Origin of the sequence: Mycobacterium sp., from assembly GCF_047975165.1 — a bacterium.
Taxonomy (GTDB): domain Bacteria; phylum Actinomycetota; class Actinomycetes; order Mycobacteriales; family Mycobacteriaceae; genus Mycobacterium.
In genome coordinates this window covers 1-17,975 of sequence record NZ_JBKECZ010000071.1, presented here as the reverse complement: position 1 = coordinate 17,975, position 17,975 = coordinate 1, and the positions used below count along the sequence as shown (strand labels likewise).

General features: G+C 67.4%; 13 protein-coding genes and 2 pseudogenes. 10 read left to right on the top strand and 5 right to left on the bottom strand.

Annotation, left to right across the window (positions count from 1 at the left end):
• Nucleotides 1-482 (bottom strand): annotated as a pseudogene (locus ACK5M9_RS07865) (hypothetical protein); the annotation flags it as partial.
• 119 nt (nucleotides 483-601) lie between these two features.
• On the opposite strand from ACK5M9_RS07865, the pseudogene serS reads away from it, so the two are divergent.
• Nucleotides 602-1,858 (top strand): annotated as a pseudogene (gene serS, locus ACK5M9_RS07860) (serine--tRNA ligase).
• Nucleotides 1,859-2,092: 234 nt separating this feature from the next.
• On the opposite strand, the gene ACK5M9_RS07855 reads toward serS, so the two are convergent.
• Together ACK5M9_RS07855 and ACK5M9_RS07850 are read right to left on the bottom strand one after the other, a co-directional pair.
• Nucleotides 2,093-2,419, bottom strand: a complete 327-nt coding sequence (locus ACK5M9_RS07855; RefSeq protein WP_416892612.1) for a hypothetical protein — start codon at nucleotides 2,417-2,419, stop codon at nucleotides 2,093-2,095.
• The gene (locus ACK5M9_RS07850; protein ID WP_416892611.1) at nucleotides 2,416-3,966 is read right to left on the bottom strand and encodes a Rieske 2Fe-2S domain-containing protein; all 1,551 of its coding nucleotides are present in this window, start codon (nucleotides 3,964-3,966) and stop codon (nucleotides 2,416-2,418) included. The genes ACK5M9_RS07855 and ACK5M9_RS07850 overlap by 4 nt, the downstream gene beginning before the upstream one ends.
• 185 nt (nucleotides 3,967-4,151) lie before the next feature.
• Between ACK5M9_RS07850 and ACK5M9_RS07845 the strand changes: the two genes are divergently transcribed.
• From ACK5M9_RS07845 to ACK5M9_RS07835, 3 genes are all read left to right on the top strand, one after another.
• Complete coding sequence (locus tag ACK5M9_RS07845) at nucleotides 4,152-4,931, top strand: lysophospholipid acyltransferase family protein (RefSeq protein WP_416892610.1); 780 nt, start codon at nucleotides 4,152-4,154, stop codon at nucleotides 4,929-4,931.
• Nucleotides 4,932-5,025: 94 nt separating this feature from the next.
• Entirely contained in the window at nucleotides 5,026-5,811 is a 786-nt protein-coding gene (locus ACK5M9_RS07840; RefSeq protein WP_416892609.1) for a lysophospholipid acyltransferase family protein, read from the top strand.
• A gap of 47 nt (nucleotides 5,812-5,858) precedes the next feature.
• Complete coding sequence (locus ACK5M9_RS07835; RefSeq protein ID WP_416892614.1) at nucleotides 5,859-6,695, top strand: HAD family hydrolase; 837 nt, start codon at nucleotides 5,859-5,861, stop codon at nucleotides 6,693-6,695.
• 18 nt (nucleotides 6,696-6,713) lie between these two features.
• Here ACK5M9_RS07835 and ACK5M9_RS07830 read toward each other — a convergent pair whose 3' ends face one another.
• Nucleotides 6,714-8,297, bottom strand: coding sequence for an N-acetylmuramoyl-L-alanine amidase (locus tag ACK5M9_RS07830; RefSeq protein WP_416892613.1), 1,584 nt, complete (start codon nucleotides 8,295-8,297; stop codon nucleotides 6,714-6,716).
• Between the two features lie 223 nt (nucleotides 8,298-8,520).
• Nucleotides 8,521-9,531: a hypothetical protein gene (locus tag ACK5M9_RS07825; protein ID WP_416892608.1), complete on the bottom strand. Its 1,011-nt coding sequence runs from the start codon at nucleotides 9,529-9,531 to the stop codon at nucleotides 8,521-8,523.
• Between the two features lie 267 nt (nucleotides 9,532-9,798).
• Between ACK5M9_RS07825 and glf the strand changes: the two genes are divergently transcribed.
• The 6 genes from glf (at nucleotide 9,799) to ACK5M9_RS07795 (ending at nucleotide 17,791) form a co-directional block, all read left to right on the top strand.
• Nucleotides 9,799-11,010: a UDP-galactopyranose mutase gene (gene glf, locus ACK5M9_RS07820; RefSeq protein WP_416892607.1), complete on the top strand. Its 1,212-nt coding sequence runs from the start codon at nucleotides 9,799-9,801 to the stop codon at nucleotides 11,008-11,010.
• Entirely contained in the window at nucleotides 11,007-12,917 is a 1,911-nt protein-coding gene (locus ACK5M9_RS07815; RefSeq protein WP_416892606.1) for a glycosyltransferase, read from the top strand. The genes glf and ACK5M9_RS07815 overlap by 4 nt, the downstream gene beginning before the upstream one ends.
• Nucleotides 12,910-13,464: a phosphatase PAP2 family protein gene (locus tag ACK5M9_RS07810; RefSeq protein ID WP_416892605.1), complete on the top strand. Its 555-nt coding sequence runs from the start codon at nucleotides 12,910-12,912 to the stop codon at nucleotides 13,462-13,464. Before ACK5M9_RS07815 ends, ACK5M9_RS07810 begins: the two co-directional genes overlap by 8 nt.
• Nucleotides 13,461-14,357 (top strand): decaprenyl-phosphate phosphoribosyltransferase, encoded by an 897-nt coding sequence (locus ACK5M9_RS07805; RefSeq protein WP_416892604.1) that lies wholly within the window; start codon nucleotides 13,461-13,463, stop codon nucleotides 14,355-14,357. Before ACK5M9_RS07810 ends, ACK5M9_RS07805 begins: the two co-directional genes overlap by 4 nt.
• A 61-nt stretch (nucleotides 14,358-14,418) precedes the next feature.
• The gene (aftB, locus tag ACK5M9_RS07800) at nucleotides 14,419-16,362 is read left to right on the top strand and encodes a terminal beta-(1->2)-arabinofuranosyltransferase (protein WP_416892603.1); all 1,944 of its coding nucleotides are present in this window, start codon (nucleotides 14,419-14,421) and stop codon (nucleotides 16,360-16,362) included.
• Nucleotides 16,363-16,771: 409 nt separating this feature from the next.
• Nucleotides 16,772-17,791, top strand: coding sequence for an esterase family protein (locus ACK5M9_RS07795; protein WP_416892602.1), 1,020 nt, complete (start codon nucleotides 16,772-16,774; stop codon nucleotides 17,789-17,791).
• Nucleotides 17,792-17,975: the final 184 nt, after the last annotated feature.

Below are 17,975 nucleotides of genomic sequence, written 5' to 3'. Positions count from 1 at the left end.
TCGGCGGTGGTGTCGGCGTCCGTGTCGGCGCCAGCGTCCGCGTCGGCGCCAGTGTCCAAGTCCGCGCCGGGGGCGGCGCCGGCCCAGGCCCAGGTCTGGACCTCGCCCTGGACGTCGTCGCCGGCGAGGGCCTCGGCCTCCGGGACCTCGGTGTCCTCTTCCTCGGAGTCCTCTGCCTCGGCGTCAGCGTTCTCGGCGCCGGCTGCGACTGTGGTGTCACCCTCGGCGCCGGCTGTGACTGTGGTGTCACGTTCGGCGGTGGTGTCGCCGGCTGCGACTGTGGTGTCACGTTCGGCGGTGGTGTCGTCGGCTGCGACTGTGGTGTCACCCTCGGCGTCAGTGTCGGCGTCCGTGTCGGCGCCAGCGTCCGCGTCGGCGCCGGTGTCCACGTCCGCGCCGGCGGGCCCGGTGCCGTCGGCTTCGATAGCCTCGTCGGCGACGAGGTCATCTACTTCGGGTTCGTTTTCGGAGGCGTCCACCATCGGTTCCATTCTGACAGCAGTGGGGAAGGATCGTTATCAGCGTTGCCGATGTGAGATCTCGGGGTCGATCCGCCCATCTGACGCGATCTGACCGTAGCGCAAAAAGTACTCTGGCGGCCGTGATCGACCTGAAGCTACTCCGGGAAGACCCCGACGCGCTGCGACGTTCCCAAACAAGTCGGGGTGAAGACCCGGCGCTGGTGGACGCGCTGTTGACGGCAGATACCGCCCGCCGCGCAGCGATCGCGGCGGCAGATTCTTTGCGAGCCGAGCAGAAGGCCGCGAGCAGGAACGTGGGCGCGGCTTCGGCCGAGGAACGTCCGGCCCTGCTCCAACGAGCCAAGGATCTCGCTGAGCAGGTCAAGACCGCCGAGGTCGCCCAGGCGGGGACCGAGGCGGCGTTCACCGCGGCGCACATGGCCGTTTCCAACCTGGTCATCGACGGTGTTCCAACCGGTGGCGAGAGCGACTTTGCCGTCCTCGACGTCGTGGGCGCACCTCCGGAACTGGACAGCCCGAAGGACCACCTGGATCTGGGCGAGGCACTGGGCCTGATCGACATGCAGCGTGGGGCCAAGGTGTCCGGCTCGCGGTTCTACTTCCTCACCGGCCGCGGCGCCCTGTTGCAGCTCGGTCTGATGCAGCTGGCGCTGCGGGTGGCAGTCGAAAACGGCTTCATCCCGATGATTCCGCCCGTGCTGGTACGGCCCGAGGTGATGCGTGGAACCGGATTTCTTGGTGCGCACACCGATGAGGTCTACCGACTCGAAGCCGATGATCTTTACCTGGTGGGCACCTCGGAGGTGCCGATGGCCGGCTACCACTCCGAGGAGATCCTGGATCTGTCCGGCGGGCCGCTTCGGTATGCGGGCTGGTCGTCGTGCTTCCGGAGGGAGGCGGGCAGCTACGGCAAAGACACCCGCGGGATCATCCGGGTGCACCAGTTCGACAAGGTCGAAGGCTTCGTCTACTGCCGGCCCGAAGAGGCCGAGGACGAACATCAACGCCTGTTGGGCTGGCAGCGGGCGATGCTGGAGCTCATCGAGGTGCCGTATCGCGTTATCGATGTGGCCGCCGGGGACCTGGGTTCCTCGGCCGCCCGAAAGTTCGACTGCGAGGCGTGGGTGCCCACGCCGGCGACCTATCGCGACCTCACTTCAACGGCGAATTGCACGACGGTCCAGGCCCGCCGGCTGGCCACGCGCTAGCGGGACGCAGCGGGCAAGCCGCAGATCGCGGCCACGCTCAACGGCACCTTGGGAACCACGCGTTGGCTGGTCGCGATCCTGGAAAACCACCAGCAGTCCGACGGCAGCGTGCGGGTACCGGCCGCGCTGGCGCCGTTCGTCGGCACTGAGGTGCTCGAACCTGCTTGACCATTGCACCTAGACCCCCCTTATCGCCGAGCGTGCAACTACAGCGGCCATTGTCGCGATTGTCCGCAGGAGTTGCACGCGCGGCGAGGGGGCGGGGGAGGGGGGGCGGGGCCCGCGACGCGCGCGGAGTAGGCGTAGCCCAGGTGAGGCGGCGCGCGGGGGAAGGCGCGGCCGCCCAACGGGCCCCACGCCCAACGGGGGGTGCCAGCCGAGGGCTGAGCCGAGACACCGGGCTCAGGCTCGGCCGGCGAGCAGTTCGTCGAGCAGACCGATGAAATCGTCCGGCCGCGCCGGGGTGAAGGCCGGCGTCGACCCCGCAATGTCGAGGGTGATCAAGGTGGACTTGAGCGGACGGTAGGGATCCAGGGGCAGCCAGCGACGCAGGTCCGGACTACCCCAGAGGTTGAACCGCGCCATGACCAGGCCCAGGGGCTCGGCCTTGTACCGGCGGATATCGGCCAGCCCGATGACCTTCGCGGTACCGGACGGGAAATGGTAGCGGCGCAGCGTGAGAGCCGCACGGTCCAGTTGGACCACGCCGTCATCGTAGGCGCCGGTCACGCTTTACGGCTCCGCAGCGGATGACCCCGGGCCGTCAGGCAGCGACCGTCGTCCAGGCGCCATTGCCACCCGTGCTGGTTGCAGGTGAGCGTGTTGCCGTCGATCACACCGAACTTCGACAGGTCGGCCTTGAGGTGCGGGCAGCGACGCTGAATCTCCCAGCCGTCGAGTGTGATGGTCGCCGAGTCGTCGTGGGTCTCGGCGAACCAGCCGTCGGCGTAGGCGATGCGCTCATCGGTCAGGCACTTGAAGAACGCGTACAGGAATTCGTTGTAGCCGCCGACGCGCCACGTCTTGAAGCGGGTGGACAGGAATATCGTGTTGACCCAGTCCGGTTCGTTGTCGCGCAGCACGGTGCGGACGAGTTCGGGTGCGATCTCGAACCCGTAGCGCGCCTTCTCATCTGGAATCGGTTCCCGTACCGCTCGTTTGGGAAAGTCGAGGATCACCGTTTCCGGGCCGATGACGAGTTCGACGGGGTAGCCGATCCCGTCGCAGATCTGGTTGCTCTGCAACATGATCGGTTCGAACAGCGCGCGCAGCGGCTCCAGCAGGGGCTCGCCCGCCGGTGCCGCCCAGCCGGCCTTCTCGTCGGCCAGGACCGTGGCCATGCGCTCGGCGTAGTCGGCCAGGTAGGCCTGCTTGCCGGTGGTGAAGATCGCCTCGACCTGTTCGACGGGCACCGGGTGGGTCAGTGAGTTCAGCGTGGTGCCGGTGAAATCCGCGGTGGACCCCGGGATCATCAGCAGGCCGCCCTGGTGACCGTGGGCGCGCATCTGGTCGAGGAAGACCGTCTGGTCGGGGAAGATGTTCGCCGGATCGCTGCCGTCGTCGTTGAGGTGGTACAGATCGGGGTCCAGGAAGCATGGCGGACCGGCCGACGGAACCACCCAGTCCGCGCCGACCTCGGAAATGTACTGGCGGGCCCGGTCCATCTGCCGCTGTCGCTTCTGCACGCCGAACGCCTGCTTGGCCCGCTCGGGCATGTCGTAGACCATCGGGTACCAGATCGCGCCGGAGTACTGCAGCAGGTGGACGTCGATGTGACCGAATTCGCCGGCCAGCACGTCCAGATCGACCGGGCGGGCGTCGTTCATGTCGAACAGGACGGTCTCGCCGTCGGAAACCACCAGCGCCGAGTCGCCGAGCGGACCGTCGGCCGGGGAACGCAGGGCGACGATCATGATGTCGAGGTCTCCGGCCGGGCTCGACAACCGGTGCTTGACCGAATCCGTGGTCTCGAAGAACCGGTGAAATCCCAGCTTCTGTAATTCGTTTCGCAGATCGGGCACCGGGAAATCGGGCAGCAGAACCACCGCGTCCTTGTTGACGTGGTCGGCCAGCAACTTGGGGTCGAAGTGGTCCTTGTGCAGGTGTGACACGAAGAGGTAGTCGCAAGCGCCCAGGGCGTCCCAATCCAGCGCGCTGTTGTCGGGGAACGGGACCCACGATGCGAAGTACGCGGGGTTGACCCACGGGTCGCACAGAATGTTGCCGGCTTGGGTTTGGATGAGAAAACCGGCGTGGCCGATGCTTGTGACCTGCACAAATACCTTTCGGGGTGGGCTACAGAGGTTGTCCGGAGGTGCCTTGAGCTTAGCTGGTGCGGCCGCCATCGGGCTGCCGCAACGGCGGGGACGGGCCGGGCCGTGGCGACCGCCGCCGATGTTGCGCACTTCCCCGGCGGGCGAACTGCGCCCGTCGGGTCCGGGCATGGATAAGCTGAATAACCGTGGAACCGGTATACGGCACTGTCATTACGCTCGTCCGCACGATATTTCGCTTGCAGGGCTTGAAGATCACCGTCAGCGGGGTGGAGAACATTCCGGCCACCGGCGGTGCCGTCATTGCGATCAACCACACTGGGTACCTCGACTTCATGCTCGCGGGTCTGCCGACCTACCAGCAGCACCTGGGACGCAAGGTGCGCTTCATGGCGAAACAAGAGGTGTTCGACCACAAGATCGGCGGCCCGATCATGCGCTCGCTGCGGCACATCCCGGTGGACCGTGACAGCGGCTCCGCCTCCTACGCGGCGGCGGTGGAAAATCTCCGGGCCGGCGAGCTTGTCGGGGTCTACCCCGAGGCGACGATCAGCCGCAGTTTCGAGATCAAGGAGTTCAAGTCCGGGGCCGCTCGGATGGCGGTCGACGCGGGGGTGCCGATCATCCCGCACATCGTCTGGGGTGCCCAGCGAATATGGACCAAGGGCCATCCGAAGAAGATCTATCGGCCCAAGGTGCCGGTTCAGATCCTCGTCGGCGAAGCGATAGCACCCACGCTGCCCGTCCCCGAGCTCACCGACCTGCTGCATTCCCGGATGCAGCATCTGCTGACCACCGCGCAGGAACGGTATGGGCCGCACCCCGCGGGTGAGTTCTGGGTGCCGCGGCGGCTCGGCGGGGGCGCCCCGTCGCTGGCGGAGGCGGCCCACATGGATGCGGTGGAAGCGGTGACGAGGGCGGCTCGGCGGGCCGAGCGAGCCCGTCGCAGCGGGAATGCGGACCAGTGACCGCTCGCGAGGCGCGACCTCGACGGCCGGCTGGCGTGACGCCGGGGATTTCGCGGGTCGGCCGACATGCCGGCAGGGCCTGAGGAGGCGACAGGTGGCAGAGCCGTTCTTTCGGTTCATGGAGTTCTTCGTCCCGTCCGCAGTTGCGTTGAACGGAAACAAGATCACCTACCGGGGCTTGGAGAACATCCCGGCCGAAGGGGGGGCGATCATCGCCCTCAACCACACCAGCTACGTGGACTGGATCCCGGGATCACTTGCCGCGCTGCAGCGCAAGCGCCGGTTGCGCTTCATGCTCAAGGCCGAGATGCAGCAGGTCAGGTCGGTCAACTTCGTGATCAAGCACACCGGGTTGATTCCGGTGGATCGCACCCTCGGTGCGGATGCCTACGCTGTGGCCGTGCAACGACTGAAAGAGGGTGAGGTCGTCGGGATGCATCCGGAGGGGACGATCAGTCGCAGCCTCGAACTCCGGGAGTTCAAAACCGGGGCCGCCCGGATGGCGATGGAGGCACAGGTTCCCGTCGTGCCCATGATCGTCTGGGGAGCCCACCGGATCTGGCCGAGGGCCCATCCGAAGAACCTGTGGCGCAACAAAATTCCGGTCAGTGCGGAACTCGGCCCGGCATTGTGGCCGGAGAGCGATGTCGACGGGTATACCGAGACGCTGCGTCAGGCGATGGAGGTGATGCTGCACCGGGTGCAGGAGGAATACCCGCACCCCGCGGGTGAGTTCTGGGTACCGAGCCGGCTCGGCGGAGGTGCGCCGACGCCGGAGGAGTCCGGGGAATTCCATATCGCGAACCTGGCCGAACCTGCCCAGAACCGCGACCAGGGCGAGGCGGCGACGAAGAATCGCGATAAGGGCGAGCGACACTGACGACACCCGGCTTCGACGACACTCTGGGGGCCCCGGTGCCTGATCCGATGGTCTCGCGGTTTGCGCCGCCCAGCCGTCCCGCGCTGATCGGATGCGACGTCGACGGCACGTTGCTGGACGAGACCGAGAACCTCACCGCCCGCACGCGCGAGGCGGTGCGGGCAGCGGTGGCCGGAGGCGCACGTTTCCTGCTGGCCACCGGCCGCCCGCCGCGTTGGATCCGGCCCGTCGTCGACGCCCTCGGATTCGCGCCGACGGCGGTCTGCGCCAACGGGGCAGTTATCTACGACCCCGAGCATGACCGCGTGCTGTCGGCGCACACTTTGTCGGTAGCGGCGCTGACGGCGCTGGCGGAGATCGCTGAACGCATCATCCCGGACGCCGGCCTGGCTGTCGAACGGATCGGCGAGCGTGCGCACGATTCGGCCTCCCCGCAGTTCGTCAGCTCCCCGGGATACGAGCATGCCTGGCTCAACCCGGACAACACCGAGGTTTCCGTCGAGGATTTGCTCAGTGCCCCGGCGATCAAGTTGTTGATCCGCCGCGCGGGCGCGTCGAGCGCGTCGATGGCGTCGGCGATGGCCGGCCATGTCGGCGACCTCGGCGACCTCACGTACTCCACCGACAACGGACTGCTGGAGGTCGTGCCGCCCGGTGTCAGCAAAGCCACCGGCCTTGCCGGGTGCGCTGAGCCGTTGGGGATAACCGCCGCCGAGGTGTGCGCCTTCGGTGATATGCCCAACGATGTTCCGATGCTGGCGTGGGCCGGTTGGGGGGTTGCCATGGGCAACGCCCACCCGGAGACGCTGGCGGCTGCCGACGAGATCACGGCCACGAACTCCGACGACGGCGTGGCCAGGGTGCTGGAGCGTTGGTGGTCGTGAGGAGCCGGACGCGGAGCGCTACCTGTGCAGACTCATCGGCATCGAGAAATGCTCGGGCGCCTCGGTGGGACCGTTCGGACCCGGCAGCGCCACCGGTGTTGCGGTCCCGTTGACGACGGCAGTGATGGCTCCGGTGAGTCGCTCGAAATTGAGGGTGCCGTGGGCGAAGTTCTGGGTGATCTGCAGCGGTTCGTCGATCTCGGCGCTGGTGGGTAGTCCGAGGGGTCCTCGTTCGTAGCCCAGGGAAGCCCACGCGTCGTAGATCGCGCCGGTCAGCGGTTGCGGCCCGGCGGCGTCCGACCAGTACATGGCGCCCCTGGTAAAGGTGACGAAGCGCGACCCGGCGGCGCCCTCTTGCTCGGTGGAGGTTGGAGCGCCCAGGTAGCTCTTCAGGCCGCCGAGGTGCTGCCAGTGTTCGTAGATCACTCCACCCTCCAGGGCTTTGAGCAGCTCCTCCGGCGGGTCGTTGAAGTGCGCGGCGAGTTCCCGGATCTCATCCATCGAGTCGTAGACGATCTTGCCGGGGCAGTCGGTGTTTCCGACGTCGCGGTGGGTGAATATGGCGGGTAGGTGGGCGACCGTTCCGTGCGGGTAGGTGGTGTATCCGCCACCCGCGGACGTCAGGTCGACGCTGCCCAGCGGGTCGACGCCGGCCATGCCCAGTCGCCAGCCGAGCAGGCGACCGACAGTCCGCATTTGCATCGGGGTCGGAGGCGCCTCGTCGAAGTTGCCGAGCATGGCCACGGCCCAGGTGTCGCGGTTGAATCCGCCGGTGTGGGCGCCTTGGACCGGTTTGGTGATTCCGCCGGCGCGGCCCTCGAATACCTGCCCGTACTTGTCGACCAGTGCGTTGTAGGCGATGTCGCACCAGCCCAGGGTTCTGGTGTGATAGGCGTAGATCGCCTTGACGATGCCGGCTGACTCCAGCGGCGAGTAGTCGTTGCTGCCGGCGGTGTGGTGAACCACCCCTGCCCGCACCGTACGGTTGTAGCGGGGGCTGCCGCATCGCGACGAATTGCCGGCGCCCCATTGTTGCCGACTGATGATCGGTGGCGCCTGGCCGGGCATGGCGGCCCCGGTCGGCGGGTTCCAGGTGGTGTCCGCGGGCGCTTGGGGCGGTGTGATGAGGACGGCGGAAATGTTCTGTCCGAGGGGCCGTCCTGTGCTGACGGGACGATAGCCCAAGCCGGATTGCTCAGCGGGTAGCGTCCGGGTCGGCGGAGCATCGATTGGCCTGGTGATGGCGATCTGCACACTTGTGGTGGTTCCGACGAACACGGGATCGGTGCTGCGCTGGTAGTCGGCGGGGTCTTCCCCGGACGGGGCCGACGTTTGGTGCTCCATCCGGTACCAGGGTCCCCACGAGCCGTCGGGTCGCTTGGCGCGTACCCGCGAGGAGGTGCCCGCCAGGTCGCCGGTGAATGCCACCATGGAAAAGGGTGTGGGTTGGGTGAGTTCGCGCACGGTTTCGCCGCCGCCGAGGCCAACCAGGGCGCGTTCGGCGATCCGGGTTTCACCGGGTTGGGCGTCCGGTTGAGTGCTGTCGGCCGTGCCGCCCAGGGCACACCACGAGACGACGACGGTCGCCGTGAGCAGCACCATCGCGGGAGGACGACTCCGGAACACGAGGGCAATGGTACGGGTGTGACAGTTGTTTTTTGTGGGACGACACGGCGGTACAACCCGGGAACCTGTCGACGACACCGCAGGGGCTTTGTGGCCGGGACGGGAAGCGGGGGGTGGAGCTCCGGGTCCAGCGTGACTCTGCGGTGCCGTCGGGTGACAGGCTTTCGGTTCCCGGCCGGATGTTCGGCGGGGCCGCTTCCTATACCGGCGGCGGGCCGGGAATGACTCCCACGGGGGCCGCTGCGGCGGGCACCCCGGCGGCTGCCGGGAGGCCGGCGCTCGGTACGCCCGCTGCCGGCACGCCGGCCGCGGGTATTCCGGCCACCGCAGGGACGCCGGGCGCGGTCGGCAGGGCAGGTGTCGCCGCGGGTGCTGCCGCACCGCCGCCCTGCATACCCTGCGTGATCGCCGGCATCACCAGACCCTTGAGCAGGTCGATGGCCTGGCCGGCGCCCAGCTGGTTGGCGACGTCCATCAGGTCGTTGACCAGACCGCCGCTGCCGGTGCTGCCGGTGGCTGCGGGGCCGTACGGGGAGTAAGGGTCGTACCCGCCCAGCCCGTAGGTGTCGCCCAGGATCGGGTAGGTGCCGTCGAGCCCGGGGTCCAGCCCGATCGGAGCGGAGATGGGAACCTCGCCGGTGCCGATCACCGGACTGAGCCCGGTGGGGCTGGTCAGCCCCGGGGTCAGCCCGGTGGGGCTGGTCAGCCCCGGGGTCAGCCCGGTGGGGCTTGTCAGCCCCGGGGTCAGCCCGGTGGGGCTGGTCAGACCGGGGTTGGTCAGGGCCGGGTTGATACCGACGCCGGACGGGTCCGTCGGCGACAAAGGGGTGAGCACCCCGGGCTCGTAGGGCGACAGACCCGGAGTCAGGGCAGGACTGGTGTAGTAGTCGGTTCCACCCAGGCCGGGGCTGGTCAGTCCGGGACTCATGCCGAGGCCGGTGCTGTCCAGCCCGGTGCTCGCCCCGCTGGTGTTCAGCGCGGGTACCGGCGGCAGATTGACCCCGAACTGCGAGAGTCCCTGGGACAGGGCGCCGAGCAGCTCGCCGGGGAGATCGGCGATACTTGCCGCCCGGACGAACTCGTGGTGCTCAACCGGCTTGGTATCGGCGGTCGCCTGGTACACGAGAAAGTAGGCGCACGGACTTGCGACGGCCAGGGCGGCGACCGCGCTCATGGCTGTGGAAAGCTTGCGTCGTCGTCGGTTCGGCACGGGAAGTCTCCTCAAATTCGACTATTCACTCTGTCGGCTCGTTCCGCCTGAATCAGGTGGTTCGATACCCACACCAGCGATGGTACGAGTGCGACTGGTGTGACTGGTGGGGTGAGACCGAATCGTGAGACGAGCGGTTCGCAGGCGTGACGTTCGGACACCGGCACCCCCCGCACCGGTGTGACAGCGCGGCCCCGGGCTGCTCACCGTGTCTGCAGGCCCGCCAGATCGGGTTTCGGCGGCGAGGTCGGATACCCTAGGCAACCGATGGCCACCCGTTTCGTCCCCCCCGCCCGCTTCGACCTGTTCGTCGTCGGCTCCGGATTCTTCGGCCTGACGATCGCCGAGCGCGTGGCCACCCAACTCGGCAAGAAGGTCCTGGTTGTCGAGCGGCGTCCCCATATCGGTGGTAACGCCTACTCCGAACCGGAGCCGCAGACGGGGATCGAAGTCCACAAGTACGGTGCGCATCTGTTTCACACCTCGAACAAGCGGGTCTGGGACTACGTGCGACAGTTCACCGAATTTACCGGCTACCAGCACCGGGTGTATGCCATGCACAACGGGCAGGCTTACCAGTTCCCGATGGGGCTGGGCCTGGTGTCGCAGTTCTTCGGCCGGTACTTCACCCCGGAGGAAGCGCGCCGACTCATCGCCGAACAGGCCGCCGAAATTGCGACTGCCGATGCCCAGAACCTCGAAGAGAAGGCCATCTCGCTGATCGGCCGGCCGCTGTACGAGGCTTTTGTCAAGGGCTACACCGCCAAGCAATGGCAGACCGACCCCAAAGAACTGCCCGCCGCCAATATCACCAGGCTGCCGGTGCGCTACACCTTCGACAACCGCTACTTCAGTGATTCCTACGAGGGCCTACCGGTAGACGGCTACACCGCATGGCTGACGAACATGGCCGCCGACGAGCGCATCGAGGTCCGGCTCGACACCGACTGGTTCGACGTGCGCGACGACCTGCGCGCCGCGAGCCCGGATGCTCCGGTGGTCTACACCGGCCCGCTGGACCGCTACTTCGACTACGCCGACGGCCGGCTGGGCTGGCGCACCCTGGACTTCGAGCTGGAAGTGCTGCCCATCGGGGACTATCAGGGCACGGCGGTGATGAACTACAACGACCCCGGCGTCCCCTACACCCGCATCCACGAGTTCCGCCACTTCCACACCGAGCGTGACTATCCCGACGACAAGACGGTGATCATGCGCGAGTACTCCCGGTTCGCCACCGCCGACGACGAGCCCTACTATCCGATCAACACCGAGGCCGACCGCGCCCTGTTGGCCGCCTATCGGGCCCGGGCGAAGTCCGAGACCGCATCGTCGAAGGTCCTGTTCGGCGGGCGCTTGGGCACCTATCAGTATTTGGATATGCATATGGCCATCGCCAGCGCTCTGAGCATGTACGACAACATCCTCGCCCCGCACCTGCGCGACGGCGCACCGCTGTTTGAGGAGGCCCAGTCGTGAGCGCGGTGAGCCTGCTCTCCCGGATCATCCTGCCGCGCCCGGGCGAACCCCTCGACGTGCGCAAGCTGTATCTGGAGGAGTCGACCACCAATGCGCGGCGGGCGCATGCGACCAGCCGCACCTCCCTGCAGATCGGCCCCGAGTCGGAGGTTTCCTTCGCCACCTACTTCAACGCCTTCCCGGCCAGCTACTGGCGACGCTGGTCGGTCTGCGAGTCCGTCGTCCTGCGCGCCGAACTGGCCGGATCCGGGCGGGTTGATGTCTACCGCACCAAGGCGACCGGCGCGCGGATCTTCGTCGAGGGACGAGCGTTCGCAGGTACCGGGGACGATCCGGCGGCACTGGAGATCGAGGTGAGTCTGCGGCCGTTCGAAGACGGCGGCTGGATCTGGTTCGACATCACCACCGACACCGCGGTGGACCTGCGCAGCGGGGGCTGGTATGCCCCGATGCCGGCGCCGGGGACGGCCAACGTCGCCGTGGGCATCCCCACCTTCAACCGCCCCGCCGACTGCGCCAACGCGTTACGCGACCTCGCCTCGGACCCGTTGGTGGATGCGGTGATCGGTGCGGTGATCGTCCCCGATCAAGGCACCCGAAAAGTGCGCGATCACCCTGACTTCCCGGCGGCGGCGGAGCGGCTGGGCGGCCGGCTGTCCATCCACGACCAACCCAATCTGGGCGGCTCCGGCGGCTACAGCCGGGTGATGTACGAGGCGCTGAAGAACACCGACTGCCAGCAGATCCTGTTCATGGACGACGACATCCGCATCGAGCCGGATACGGTCCTGCGGGTGCTGGCGATGAGCCGGTTCGCCAAATCCCCGATGCTGGTGGGCGGGCAGATGCTCAATCTGCAGGAGCCGTCGCACCTGCACATCATGGGCGAGGTGGTCAACCGGGCGAACTTCATGTGGACCGCTGCCCCCTACGCCGAGTACGACCACGACTTCGCCGAGTACGCCCTCGATGACGACGAGGACGAGAGCGCCCTGCTGCACCGGCGCATCGACGTCGACTACAACGGCTGGTGGACATGCATGATCCCGCGCCAGGTCGCCGAGGAACTGGGCCAGCCGCTGCCGCTGTTCATCAAGTGGGACGACGCCGACTACGGCCTGCGGGCCGCGGAGCACGGCTACCCGACCGTCACCCTGCCCGGTGCGGCGATCTGGCACATGGCCTGGAGTGACAAGGATGACGCCATCGACTGGCAGGCGTACTTCCACCTGCGCAACCGGCTGGTGGTGGCGGCGATGCACTGGGATGGCGACGTCGCCGGCCTGGTTCGCAGTCATTTCAAGGCGACCTTGAAACACCTTGTCTGCCTGGAGTATTCGACGGTGGAAATCCAGAACCGGGCTATCGACGACTTCCTCGCCGGCCCGGAACACATCTTCTCCATCCTGGAGTCGGCGCTGCCCGAAGTGCATCGGATGCGCAGGGAGTTCCCCGATGCGGTCGTGTTGCCCGCGGCCAGTGAGCTGCCGCCGCCGTCGCACCAGGGCGCGGTGATGAAGCCGCCGGCGAACCCGCTGGTAATGGGCTACCGGCTGGTGCGCGGCATCCTGCACAATCTCACGGTCGCCGACCCGGCCCACCACCAGCGCCCGCAGTTCAACGTACCCACCCAGGACGCCCGCTGGTTCCGGTTGTGCACGGTCGACGGCGTCACCGTCACGACGGCGGACGGGTGCGGTGTGGTTTACCGTCAGCGCGATCGGGCCAAGATGTTCTCCCTGCTGAAGGAGTCGGTACGCCGCCAGCGGAGACTGGCGCGGCAGTTCGACGACATGCGCCGGGTGTACCGCGAGGCTTTGCCGGTGCTGTCGAGCAAACAGAAGTGGGAGACCGTGTTGTTCGCCGGGTCGGATGCGGCCACGACTGCGAAGCCCGGACATGGCTGAGGTTATTTCGCCGGCGGAACCGCCTTCGGCGGAGATTGCGGCGATGGTGGCCGTCCAATCCGCGTTGGCGAACCGCCCCGGGATGCTGGCGGCCGCGCGCGCACTCTCCCACTTCGGTGAGCACAGCATCGGTTGGCTGGCCGTGTCCGCCCTCGGCGCGCTGCTGGCGCCGGCGCGCAGGCGCCAATGGCTTACCGCCGGGGCAGGGGCTTTCACCGCCCACGCCGCCGCGGTCGTCGTCAAGCGGGTGGTGCGGCGCACCCGTCCCGATCACCCGGCGGTGGCGGTCAACGTCGCCACCCCCAGCCGGCTCAGTTTCCCGTCGGCCCACGCTACGTCGACGACGGCGGCGGCGATCCTGCTGGGCAGGGCCACCGGGTTGCCATTACCGGCGGTCCTGGTACCGCCGATGGCGTTGTCGCGGATACTGCTGGGCGTGCACTATCCCAGCGACGTCGCCGCCGGGGCCGCACTCGGCGCCGGCGTCGCGGCCGCAATTCAGCGGATCGACGGTGGAGGCTGCGGTGCGAGAAAGGTGGCGCGATGAGCGACGGCCCGCCGGCAAACCTGATCACCGGGGTGATCAAGGCGATGCGGCCACGGCAGTGGGTGAAGAACGTGCTGGTACTGGCCGCGCCGCTGGCGGCTGCCGGGCACGGGGTGCGCTACGACTGGGGTGACATGGCGGCCAAGGCCGGGGTGGCTTTCGTGGTGTTCAGCCTGGCGGCCTCGTCGGTCTATCTGGTCAACGATGTGCGCGATGTCGAGGCCGACCGTCAGCACCCCACCAAGAGATTCCGGCCGATCGCCGCCGGCGTGGTGCCGGTGTGGCTGGCCTACGGGCTGTCGGTGGTGTTGGGCACGGCTGCGCTGGGGATGGCATGGGTGCTGACACCCGATCTGGCCCTGGTGATACTGATCTACCTCGCCATGCAACTCGGGTACTGCTTCGGGTTGAAGCATCAGCCCGTGATCGAAATCTGCATCGTGTCCTCGGCCTACCTGATCCGTGCGATCGCCGGCGGTGCGGCGACCAACATCCCGCTGTCCCAGTGGTTCCTGCTGACGGCGGCATTCGGGTCGCTGTTCATGGTGGCCGGCAAACGTTTTGCCGAACTGCAACTCGCTGAGCGGACGGGTGCGGCGATTCGCAAGTCTCTGGAGAGCTACACCAGCACCTACCTGCGCTTCGTGTGGACCTTGTCGGCCACCGCAGTGGTGTTGTGCTACGGCCTGTGGGCGTTCGAACGAGACCGGTATTCGGGCTCCTGGTTCGCGGTGTCGATGATTCCGTTCACCATCGCGATCCTGCGCTACGCGGTGGACGTCGATGGGGGCCTGGCCGGTGAACCCGAGGAGATCGCGTTGCGCGACCGCGTGCTGCAGTTGCTGGCGCTGGCGTGGATCGCGACGGTGGGTGCCGCTGTTGCCTTGGGTTAGCGCCAGATTCAAGGCCCTTCAACAGGCGGCCTCGCAAGCACGGCGTGTCGGCCGGCCTACTGTGCTGCGGGCAAAGTGGCCGCCGTTCCCCTACAGCGTCTCGGTCCGGGTCAGCCTGTGGGTAAGTGTGGCCGTTGTCGCGGTGCTGTTCGGTTGGGGTGCGTGGCAACGGCGCTGGATTGCCGACGACGGGTTGATCGTGCTGCGCACGGTCCGGAATCTGCTGGCCGGCAACGGCCCAGTGTTCAACATGGGCGAGCGTGTGGAGGCCAACACCTCGACCGCCTGGACGTATCTGCTGTATGCCGCAAGTTGGGTGGGCGGACCGCTGCGTTTGGAGTACGTGGCACTGGCGGTGTCCCTGACGCTGTCGGTGTTGGGCATTGTTTTGCTGATGCTGGGTACGGGCCGGTTGTACGCGCCCAGCCTGCGGGGCCGTCGGGCGATCATGCTGCCCGCCGGGGCCCTGGTCTACATCGCGTTGCCGCCGGCGCGCGATTTCGCCACCTCGGGCCTGGAAAACGGACTGGTACTGGCCTATCTGGGTGTGCTGTGGTGGATGCTGGTCTGCTGGGCGCAACCGCTGCGAGCGCGTCCGCAAAGCCGGACCTTCGTCGTGGCACTGGCCTTCGTGGCGGGATTCAGCGTGTTGGTCCGCCCCGAGTTGGCGTTGATCGGCGCCGGTGCGCTGGTCATGCTGCTGACAGCGGCACGTACCGGGCGAACCCGGGGGATCATCGTGCTGGCCGGTGGGCTGCTGCCGGTCGGCTACCAGATCTTCCGGATGGGCTACTACGGCCTGCTGGTGCCGGGAACCGCGCTGGCCAAGGATGCCGGCGGCGACAAGTGGCCGCAGGGGCTGATCTATCTGGCGAATTTCAATCGCCCCTACCTGCTGTGGATCCCGTTGATCCTGCTGACGACATTGGGAGTCGTGGTGATGGCGGCGCGGCGCCGTCCGACTTTTGCCCGGCCCCGTCCGGCCCCCGGCTACGGGCGACTGGCACGGGCGGTGCAGAGCCCCGCGGCCGTCGTGGTGTTCATGGTCGGCAGCGGTCTGCTCCAGGGGCTGTACTGGATTCGCCAGGGCGGCGACTTCATGCACGCGCGGGTGTTGCTGACGCCGGTCTTCTGCCTGCTGGCCCCGGTGGCGGTGATTCCGGTGATGATCCCCGACGGAAAGGATTTCAGTCGAGAGGTCGGGTACTGGCTGGCCGGCGGCCTTACCGCGGCCTGGCTGGGGGTTGCCGGCTGGTCGCTGTGGGCGGCCAACTCGGCCGGGCTGGGGGACGACGCGACCCACGTCACCTACTCCGGAATCGTCGACGAACGCCGGTTCTACGCCCAGGCCACCGGCCGGGCGCATCCGACCACCGCCGCCGACTATCTCGACTACCCGCGGATGGCCGCGGTGCTGACGGCAATCGAGGACACCCCCGACGGGGCGTTGCTGCTGCCGTCGGGCAACTACACCCGATGGGACCTGGTGCCCATGATTCCTGCCGCGGATGCTGGGGCCGCCGGGGCCGCCGGGGGCGCGCCGACCGGCCGCAAGCCGCTGCACACGGTGTTCTTCACGAATCTGGGCATGGTGGGCATGAACGTCGGGCTCGATGTCCGGGTGCTCGACCAGATCGGCCTGGTCAACCCGCTGGCCGCCCACACCGAACGGTTGAAGCACGGCCGGATCGGTCACGACAAGAATCTGTTCCCCGACTGGGTGGTGGCCGACGGCCCCTGGGTGAAGTGGCGACCGTTTATACCCGCCTATTTGTCCCCGCAGTGGGTGGCGAACGCGGAGGCCGCCTTGAAATGCCCGGCTACCCAGGCGGTGCTGAGCTCTGTAAGGGCGCCGATGACCGCACACCGGTTCGCCTCCAACGTGGTGCACGCCTTCGAATTCACCCGGTACCGCATCGACCGGGTCCCGCGCTACGAGCTCGCCCGATGTGGGTTGGAGGTGCCGGTGCTGCCACCGGACCAACTGGACCCGCCGGATCAGTGACGCGGTAACGCGGGCACGGGCAGGGGACCGGATCCTCGCCTTCACGGAATAATTTTTCGACGCGCTGCGGCGGCGGATCGTCGTACCCCGCGAGGCTGGTCGACGAGATTGACAGCAAAGTCACATCTGGGGCATCACCTGCGACCACCGGGTCGTCGGCACACGCGGAAATATGCTGGCCAGCACCCGTTGCAGGGTAGGAAAGCACGCGGGAATCGTGTCGGTAGAGGCCCGCGGGCAGGATCGGGTGGAGAATTCGGGGTCGAAGTTGTGGTTCACTATTGGGGCACTGCAGCGCAGCGTGCGTGCAGTATGACCCAATTCGGGCAGCGCCTCATAGGCCGCGGTGTCTATGGATGCGTCTAGGGGAATGAATATTCCTACAGAGATGAAGATTGAGGAACCAAGGATGAAGCTTGTTGACAGGTTTCGTGGCGCCCTGACCGGCATGCCGCGCCGCCTGGTAGCGGGAGCCGTCGGTGCGGTACTGCTGCCTGGGCTGATCGGCATCGTCGGTGGCTCGGCGACTTCGAGCGCGTTTTCTCGGCCGGGTCTTCCCGTGGAGTACCTGCAGGTGCCGTCGGCGGCGATGGGCCGCGAAATCAAGGTCCAGTTCCAGAGCGGCGGGCCCGACTCGCCCGCGCTGTATCTGCTCGACGGCATGCGTGCCCAGGAGGACTACAACGGCTGGGACATCAACACCCCGGCCTTCGAGTGGTACCTCCAGTCGGGCATCTCGGTGGTCATGCCGGTCGGCGGCCAGTCCAGCTTCTACAGCGACTGGTACAACCCGGCCTGCGGTAAGGCCGGCTGCACGACCTACAAGTGGGAGACGTTCCTGACCAGCGAACTGCCCGGATACCTGCAGAGCACTCAGCAGGTCAAGCCGACCGGCAGTGCTGCCGTGGGGCTGTCCATGGCCGGTTCGTCGGCGCTGATCCTGGCGGCTTACCACCCGGACCAGTTCATCTACTCAGGTTCGCTGTCGGCCCTGATGGACCCCTCCCAGGAGATGGGGCCGACGTTGATCGGCCTGGCCATGGGCGACGCCGGCGGCTACAAGTCGAGCGACATGTGGGGCCCGTCGGGCGACCCGGCGTGGCAGCGCAACGACCCGCTGCTGCAGGTTGGCCGGCTCGTAGCCAACAACACCCGGATCTGGATCTACTGCGGCAACGGCAAGCCGTCCGAACTCGGTGGCGACAACCTGCCCGCGAAGTTCCTGGAGGGCTTCGTCCGGACCAGCAACATCAAGTTCCGGGACGCCTACACCGCGGCCGGTGGTCACAACGCCGTGTTCAACTTCGACGACAACGGCACGCACAGCTGGGACTACTGGGGCCAGCAGCTCCAGGCCATGAAGGGTGACCTGCAGGCTTCGCTCGGGGCCACCCCCGGCGCCGGCCCGGCCGCCCCTGAGGGCAACTAGTCACGACTGGCCAGTCACAACTGAGCCAGGCCCCTGAGGCTTGGCAGAGCTACAACACTGACGGCGGTGACCCGCTAGGGTCACCGCCGGCAGTGGTGTTTGCTCGCGAGCGGAACGTCACCGCGAAATTCGGAGCGCGAAATCGCAGCCCCGTTACGCTCGCGACCGACTCGCAGTCGACGCG